Source organism: Poseidonibacter sp. (assembly GCF_041821165.1).
Classification (GTDB): Bacteria; Campylobacterota; Campylobacteria; order Campylobacterales; family Arcobacteraceae; genus Poseidonibacter.
Window position 1 is genome coordinate 1 of sequence record NZ_JBGUES010000108.1, and the last position, 7,901, is coordinate 7,901.

9 protein-coding genes are annotated in these 7,901 nt (G+C 28.3%); 2 read left to right on the forward strand and 7 right to left on the reverse strand.

All coding sequences use genetic code 11. The features are described from left to right. The first annotated feature begins 161 nt into the window (after positions 1-161). Positions 162-821: a response regulator transcription factor gene (locus ACERKK_RS08920; protein WP_373772734.1), complete on the forward strand. Its 660-nt coding sequence runs from the start codon at positions 162-164 to the stop codon at positions 819-821. 14 nt (positions 822-835) lie between these two features. Here ACERKK_RS08920 and ACERKK_RS08925 read toward each other — a convergent pair whose 3' ends face one another. Then, complete coding sequence (locus ACERKK_RS08925) at positions 836-1,711, reverse strand: GyrI-like domain-containing protein (RefSeq protein ID WP_373772735.1); 876 nt, start codon at positions 1,709-1,711, stop codon at positions 836-838. 123 nt (positions 1,712-1,834) lie between these two features. On the opposite strand from ACERKK_RS08925, the gene ACERKK_RS08930 reads away from it, so the two are divergent. Beyond that, positions 1,835-2,521, forward strand: a complete 687-nt coding sequence (locus tag ACERKK_RS08930; protein ID WP_373772736.1) for a hypothetical protein — start codon at positions 1,835-1,837, stop codon at positions 2,519-2,521. Positions 2,522-2,549: 28 nt separating this feature from the next. Here the strand turns inward: ACERKK_RS08930 and pqqE are convergent, their stop codons facing one another. The 6 genes from pqqE to ACERKK_RS08960 form a co-directional block, all read right to left on the reverse strand. Beyond that, positions 2,550-3,653 carry a pyrroloquinoline quinone biosynthesis protein PqqE gene (pqqE, locus tag ACERKK_RS08935; RefSeq protein ID WP_373772737.1) on the reverse strand — a complete coding sequence of 368 codons (1,104 nt, stop codon included), beginning with the start codon at positions 3,651-3,653 and terminating at the stop codon, positions 2,550-2,552. After that, a complete protein-coding gene (gene pqqD, locus ACERKK_RS08940; protein WP_373772738.1) occupies positions 3,646-3,891 on the reverse strand; it encodes a pyrroloquinoline quinone biosynthesis peptide chaperone PqqD in 246 nt (81 codons plus the stop codon). Before pqqD ends, pqqE begins: the two co-directional genes overlap by 8 nt. Further along, complete coding sequence (gene pqqC, locus ACERKK_RS08945; protein WP_373772739.1) at positions 3,884-4,639, reverse strand: pyrroloquinoline-quinone synthase PqqC; 756 nt, start codon at positions 4,637-4,639, stop codon at positions 3,884-3,886. Before pqqC ends, pqqD begins: the two co-directional genes overlap by 8 nt. Positions 4,640-4,669: 30 nt before the next feature. Then, positions 4,670-5,584 carry a pyrroloquinoline quinone biosynthesis protein PqqB gene (gene pqqB, locus ACERKK_RS08950; RefSeq protein ID WP_373772740.1) on the reverse strand — a complete coding sequence of 305 codons (915 nt, stop codon included), beginning with the start codon at positions 5,582-5,584 and terminating at the stop codon, positions 4,670-4,672. A 98-nt stretch (positions 5,585-5,682) separates the two neighbouring features. Continuing rightward, complete coding sequence (pqqA, locus tag ACERKK_RS08955; RefSeq protein ID WP_373772742.1) at positions 5,683-5,757, reverse strand: pyrroloquinoline quinone precursor peptide PqqA; 75 nt, start codon at positions 5,755-5,757, stop codon at positions 5,683-5,685. 38 nt (positions 5,758-5,795) lie between these two features. After that, positions 5,796-7,562, reverse strand: coding sequence for a methanol/ethanol family PQQ-dependent dehydrogenase (locus ACERKK_RS08960; RefSeq protein ID WP_373772741.1), 1,767 nt, complete (start codon positions 7,560-7,562; stop codon positions 5,796-5,798). Positions 7,563-7,901 lie beyond the last annotated feature (339 nt).

Below are 7,901 nucleotides of genomic sequence, written 5' to 3' on the forward strand. Positions count from 1 at the left end.
CAAAAAATATTTGAAGAATATTATAGAGAAGAAGACTCAAAAGAAGGTTTTGGTCTTGGATTAAATTTAGTAAAAAGAATTTGTAGTGAAGAAAATGTAGGAATTCAGTTACAATCTGGTGAAAATTGGGCTTCATTTACATATAGCTTTAAGGAGAAAAAATGAAAATTTTACTATTAGAAGATGACTTAATGTTAAATGAAATGATAAATGAATATTTAGTATCAACAGGACATGCTGTAAAAACTACAAGTATGGGTGAAGAATGCTTGAAAATATTACAAGAAGAGAAGTTTGATTTATTGATTTTAGATATAAATCTACCAGATATTAATGGTTTTACAATTTTAGAAACTCTACATAAACAGAAAAAAATGATTCCAACTATTTATATCTCTGCACTTATTGATATTGAAGATATTTCAAGAGCTTTTGATATAGGATGTCATGATTATTTAAAAAAACCTTTTCATTTAAAAGAACTTACTATTAGAATAAATAAAATCTTAAAAACTAGTATTGTTCCTCAAAAACATAAAAGATTATCAAAAAACTATTCTTATGATTCTGAAACAATGACTCTTTTATTTAATAATGAACCTCATATTCTACCAAAAAGACAAATTCAAATTATTGAGCTTTTAGCTCATAATAGATCATTAGTTGTTCAATATGATATGTTTAGAACTTATGTTTGGAATGATGATTATATTGATAATGCAACAATTAGAGCAGAAGTAAATCGTGTTAAAAAAGTTTTAAAAGAGGATTTTATTAAAAATATTAGAGGAAGTGGTTATATGGTAGAAAGACCTAATTAGGTCTTTACTATAGTTTAAAAATCTATTGATACATAAAAACTAATATCAAACTCATCTTCTTGTTTTAAATAGTTATTCTTTTTATAAACAGTATAAGATGGTTTTGTTGTAGTTTCATACTCACTATTTGGTAACCATTCATGATAAACCCAATGAATAAACTTTAAAACATCTCCTTTTTTTCCTTGTAAATCAAATCTTGCATAAACACCACTTGCTATATTAAAATTAGGTAATCTATCACTTTTTATATTTTCACTTTCATCAGGAACAATACAAGCAATATATTGACACTCATTTAAAGGTGTAATTGTAGGATTATCATGAAAAAGAGCAATCTCTTTATATGATTTTATATCATTTGTTAATACCCAAGTATGAAGTTTTTGCCAAGTGTCTTTTATATTTACGTTATAACCTTTATTTCTAATATAAAAACTTTTAAAGGAAGGCATTTTTACAATTTGGGGACTTAGATTAGAGAAATCTGCAGTTGATTGCATTGCTTTTTGTGATTGTCTTAATATTTTGTTTGAATACTCTTTATATCCACCTATTCTCCATTGTTTTGGAGTTTGTTCAAACCTCTCTTTAAATATCTTTATAAAAGATGATTGAGATGAATATCCACACATATTCGCAATATTTGAAATAGTTGAAAGTTTATTTGTTAATAAAAGATTTGATGCTTTTTGTAATCTAATTGATTTAATACTCTCATAAATATTTTTTCCAAAGGCATCTTTAAATATTCTATGCATATGAAATTTACTAACATTTAAATCAATACTTAACTCTTCAATATCAATATGTGTATCAATATGCGTATAGATATAATACATAATATCATTTGCTATTTTTGTTCTTTTTTGTAAGGTTTCTTTCTTCATAAATTATTATAGCATTAATAAACTATAAAATTAGCACTATTAGACAATTTATTTAGCACTTAAAAAGAAGAACTATTTTTTTTAAAACCCTAAAATACAGTACTTTAAATATAAGGCTTTAATGTGAATCAAAATGATAGACAATTTAACTTAGTTTTAAAACAGTGTGAATCAATAAACTTAAAAAAATTGAAGATTGATACTTTACTTCTTGTAGTACAGTTTTTACTAAAAGATTATAAGAAAATGGATGCTGATCAAATTCCTGATCCTATGACAATTTGTGCAAGTAAAGATGAAATCAACTTTATAAATAGTAGTGTAAATAGTTTAAAAACTTATTTAGATAATAACATTATTGTAAGTGATACTCTATTTTATTTATTTAAAAACAAAGACCAATCTGCTTTATTTAATAAAATCACTAGAAACTTAGAACCAATGAAAGCATACTACAAATATTTAATAAATATTTTTTCTACAAAATTAAAACATGGTTCAAATTGGATTCCAGAACTTTTAGCTTTTAGTTTAATCTATAACTATAAAAAAGAACATAATAAATCTTTTGCTTTATATCCAGAACTTGATAATTACCCAATTGATAAACTTATAAATATATATAATAAAAATAATCTAGAATTGAAAAAAAGAATTGCACAAGAAAAAAACACTTCTGCTTGGAAAATAAAAACAAATATTGATGAGATGTACGATACATCAGAAGTTATGGTACAAAAATATTTAAATTATAATTTTAAAATTAATGCAAAAAGAGTTTCAAAAACTAGAGCAAAAAAAAGAAGATAATAAACTTAAGTGTTTATTATCTCTTAAACTAATTCATTAAAGATAAAGAGTTTTTCTTATTTCTATATATTACTTTTGCATCAAGAGAATTTAAACTCTCTTCAACTTTATTAGTAACTACATGATGAAACTCTGATTTACTACAAACAGGATCCGCTTCATTCATATCACCTGTTAATGCAAATGCTTGACATCTACATCCACCAAAGTCTTTCTCTTTTTCATCACAAGTTCGACAAGTTGGTTTCATCCACTTATCACCTCTAAAATAATTAAAAGCCTCAGATTCATTCCAGATTTGCTCAATTGTAAAATCTTTTACATTTGGAAAATCAAGTGGTAATGTATTTGCAGTATTACATGGAAGTGCTACTCCATCTGGATTTATAGTTAAAAAAGTTGTTCCCCATCCATTCATACAAGCTTTTGGACGATCAGCAAAATAATCAGGTACTACAAAAAATACTTTCATAGCTTTTTCTTTTGAACGATAAAAATCTGTTATTTCTTTTGCTTTAGTTAACTGTTCTTCAGTTGGAAGCAAAGCATTAATATTTTTTAATGCCCAACCATAATATTGAATATTTGCAATTTCAAGATAGTTTCCACCAAGTTCATCTGCAAATTCAATAATTTCACCTACTTGATGAATATTTTGTCTAGTAATACAAGTATTAATAATTAATTGAAGTCCAGCTTCTTTTACTTCTTTTGCAAAAGCAATTTTTTCATCATATGAGTTCTTATTATTAGTAATTAAAGTCATAGTATCTTTATCATGAGATTGAATACCCAACTGAACTGTTTTAAGTCCTGCATCTTTTAGTTTTCTAACAATTCCTTTAGGAGCACCTACTCCTGAAGTAATAAGGTTTGTATAAAATTTTAAATCATTTGCATGTTTTACAATTTCTACAATATCCTTATTTAATAGTGGTTCACCACCTGAAATTCCAAGTTGAACAGCACCCATTTCTCTGGCTTCATTCATTACTTTAAACCAATCTTCTTTACTCATAGCATCTTTTGTATTAGCAAAATCAAGTTGATTATAACAATAAGCACACTCTAAAGGACACTTATGCGTTAATTCTAAAAGTATCCATAAAGGAGGTTTAATTTCATTAGACATTATAAATTACCCAGTTTCGAGTCATTGCATCATCTAAAAACTCATTTACATCATGTAATAAACCAACTATATTAAACTTCTCTTCTAATGTTTTAGCAATATCTAAAGTGCTATTTTTCCCATCACAAAGATTCATTATTTCACCAGCACTTTGGTTTAATTGAACCATTCCTTCAGGATACAGTAGAACAAAACAATTTTGTTTTTCTTCCCACTGTAATTGAAAATGACTATTCACTGCAAGTGATTTTTCTTGTTGCATGACAATCCTTAATATTAAAATATGGTGGTCTTTTTAATTCGTATGCTAGATATAGAGCATCAACCATAACCCATAATATATCTAATTTAAACTGTAATATTTCACAAGCTCTATTTTGTAATTCTACTGTATTAAACTCTTCTAAAGTTAAAGCTAATCCATGTTGAACATCACGTCTAGCCTCTGTTAATCTTTTTTGGAAATACCTTAAACCTTTTTGTTCAATCCAAGGATAATTTGTTGGCCAAGTATCTAATCTTTGCTGATGAATTTGAGGTGCAAACATTTCTGTTAATGATGACATTGCAGATTCTTTCCATGGACTTTGTCTTGCAAAATTTATATAAGCATCAACTGCAAATTTAACAGCAGGTAAAACATACTTATGAGAAATTAAATCCTCTTTTTTTAGACCAACTGCTTCACCTAATTCAAGCCATGCTTCAATTCCACCACCAACACTATCATGGTCAATAATTCTATCAATCCATTTTCTTCTATCTTCTAAAGGTGGATTATTTGACATAATTGCGGCATCTTTAATAGGAATAGCCGTTTGATAATAAAATCTATTTGCAACCCAACCTTGAATCTCTTCTTTTGTACAAGATCCTTCATACATTCTTACATGAAAAGGATGATGAATATGATACATTGATCCCATGTCTCTTAGTTTTTGTTCAAAATCTTCTTTACTTAGTAACTCGTTCATTTTCTGATTCATTTTTTTTCCTTTTGTAAGTTTAATTTATTTTTATATTTCTATACTCATGCCATCATATGATACTTCTATACCATGTGAAATAAGCTCTTTATACTCTTTTGTACTTTCATCTAAAATAGGATTAGTATTATTAATATGAATAAGTATTTTTCTAGGTTTTTCTAAAGAATCTAATACTTTTATTAATCCATTTTCACCATTTAGAGGAATATGTCCCATTTCAGTTCCTAATTTTTTTGAAAAATTTCCTTTAATCATTTCATCATTAGTCCATAAAGTACCCTCAATTAAAAGAACATCAGCTTTTGCCATTTCTTCTATAATATGATCTTCTAAAACACCAAGTCCTGGAAGATAAAATAGCCTTTTACCTGTCTTTTTATTTACTACAACAACACCAATATTATCACCAGCTCTTGGTTTATCTCTATATTTTGAATATGGTGGTGCATTTGAAATAAGTGGATGTGCATAAAACTCATAATTTGGCATTACGGGAATTGAAAACTGAGTATTATTTGGAACAATTTCATGATAATTAGTTCCTCCACCATCCCAATGTTTTAACATCTTAAATAATGGAAAAGAAGTATTTAATTCTTCATTTACTTCTTTAGTACAATAAACTTCATGAGGACAACCTTCTCTTAACATTAGCAGACCAGTTGTATGGTCAATTTGTCCATCAATAAAAACAATAGCTTTTATTTTTGTTTCTCTAAGTTTTGTAGGATGTAAAAAAGGTGAGTTATGTATTTGCTCTAAAATATCAGGAGAAGCATTAAATAAGACCCAATTCTCTCCATCTTCACTTATTGTAATTGAAGATTGTGTTCTTCTTTTTACAGTAGTTGAACCTTCTCTATAAGCTTTACAATTATTACAGTTACAATTAAACTGGGGTAATCCTCCACCAGCACTTGAACCTAAAACTTGAATTTTCAAACTTTCTCCTTTTCTTTTTCTCAATTAAATAAACTATGATTAAATTTATTTAAATGAAAAAAAGATTAGAACCGAAGTCCTAATCTTTTCAAACAAAACTATACAGTACAGATGTACATAGTTACTTCAAATCCAAATCTATTATCTACATAAGTTGGTTTTTCCCATTCCATGGTAATCTCCTTTTATTTATTTATTTATTTATAATTTTTTATTTGTGTAATTTAAATACGTGAACTGATCCACCTTGATTTAAATGTTTAACTGTTTTTGCAACTTCACCACCCCATAAAGGAACAGCTCCACCCCAACCTGCAACGATAGCAATATATTGCTCACCATTTTCAGTCCAAGTAATAGGAGAACCTACGATTCCAGTTCCAACATTAAAACTCCAAACAATTTTTCCACTTTCATCATCAAATGCAATTAATTTACCTTCAGGAGTTCCTGTAAATACAAGTCCACCAGCAGTAGCTAAAACTCCACCCCATAATGGTGCAGGGTTTTTATAAGTCCATTTAATTTTTCCAGTTTTTGGATCAACAGCTTTTAAAGCACCAATATGATCATCAAATGTTGGTTTAATCGTAAATCCAGCACCTAAATAAGCTGCACCTTTTTTATATGCAACTGGCTTATTCCAAATATCCATTCCCCACTCATTTGCTGGAACATAAAATAATCCAGTGTTTTGAGAGAATGCCATTGGATTCCAGTTTTTTCCACCTAAGAATGAAGGAGTTGAATAAACTGTTTTACCTTGTTTATCAGCACTTGGTTTACCAGGTCTATTATCTTCATTTACAATAGGACGACCGTCTTTATCAATACCTTTTGCCCAAGTAATATTTTCAACAAAAGGAGTAGATCTAATATATTTACCGTTAGTTCTATCTAATACATAGAAAAAACCATTTTTATCAGCAGTAGCACCTGCTTTAATCATTTTTCCTGATTTATCTTTATATTCAAAAGCAACTAATTCAGAAATTCCATCATAATCCCAACCATCATTTGGAGTTGTTTGGAAATGCCAAGCAATTTTTCCAGTATCAGGATTAACAGCAACTCTAGATGCAGAATATAAGTTATCTCCTGCTCTATCATGAGAATTCCAAGGTGCAGGATTTCCTGTTGGTACATAAATTAAATCAGTATCAGGATCATAAGTTACACCATTCCAAGGAGCAGCACCACCATGTTTCCATAAATCATCTGGCCATGAAGCATTTAATTGACCTGTGATTCCATTTTCAGCCCCATTTAAGTAACCCATATGACCTTCAACCATTGGTCTAGACCATACTAATTCACCAGTTTTTGGATTTCTAGCTTCAACTTTTCCAACAACACCAAACTCACCACCAGAAACACCAGTGATTAATAAACCTTTAACCATTAATGGAGCTGCTGTAAAAGAGTAACCTTCTTTATAGTTTGCTATCTTTTTCTTCCATTTAACTTTTCCAGTTTTTCTATCAAGTGCTACTAATTTAGCATCTAATGTTCCAAAAATAACTAAGTTATCGTATAAAGCTGCACCTCTATTAATAACATCACAACAAGGTAAAATAGCATCTGGAAGTCTTGCATCATATTGCCAGATTTCTTCACCACTTGCAACATCAATAGCATAAATTCTAGAGTAAGATGCAGTAACATACATTACACCATCTTTAACTAAAGGTTGTGATTCTTGACCTCTTTGTTTTTCACCACCAAATGAAAAATTCCATACTGGAACTAAATCTTTAACAGTGTCTGTATTAATTTGTTTTAAAGGTGAAAATCTTTGACCTTTTTGTCCTAAACCATAAGTAACTACATCTTCAACAGTTTTTGCATCATTTGATATATCTGCGTCTGTTACAGGTGAATATCCTGTATTTGCATATAATAGACTTGCTGCACTTGCACTTAACAACGTTGTAAGTGTAATTTTAGCAATACTATTAAGAAAATTCTTCTTCCCCATCATCTCTCCTTAGATAAAAACTCAAGCAACAATTTGTTGTCTTATTGTAAGTATACTAAAGGAATATAGCCTGAATATAGGTATCATTTTTTTTATTCAATTTTATATATCCATTTATTTCAATGATTACTTTTTTAATACATTTTTTGAGTTATATCCCATAAAAGCGAATAATAAAGTAATTATAAAGATAAGCACTATTATTAAAAATGAGTTTAATTCAAATTTCAAATACAAAGTAAATCTTATAAATTCCACAATATACGTAAAAGGATTTAGTACACATACTTCATATAAAAATAAACTTGAATCTTTTATTTTCCATAAAGGATATAAAGC

Bases quoted from the DNA above. Each gene is read 5' to 3' on its own strand.
- ACERKK_RS08925 (WP_373772735.1), bottom strand. From the start codon at position 1,711: ATGAAGAAAGAAACCTTACAAAAAAGAACAAAAATAGCAAATGATATT.
- pqqE (WP_373772737.1), bottom strand. From the start codon at position 3,653: ATGTCTAATGAAATTAAACCTCCTTTATGGATACTTTTAGAATTAACG.
- ACERKK_RS08960 (WP_373772741.1), bottom strand. From the start codon at position 7,562: ATGGGGAAGAAGAATTTTCTTAATAGTATTGCTAAAATTACACTTACA.
- pqqC (WP_373772739.1), bottom strand. From the start codon at position 4,639: ATGAATCAGAAAATGAACGAGTTACTAAGTAAAGAAGATTTTGAACAA.
- ACERKK_RS08920 (WP_373772734.1), top strand. From the start codon at position 162: ATGAAAATTTTACTATTAGAAGATGACTTAATGTTAAATGAAATGATA.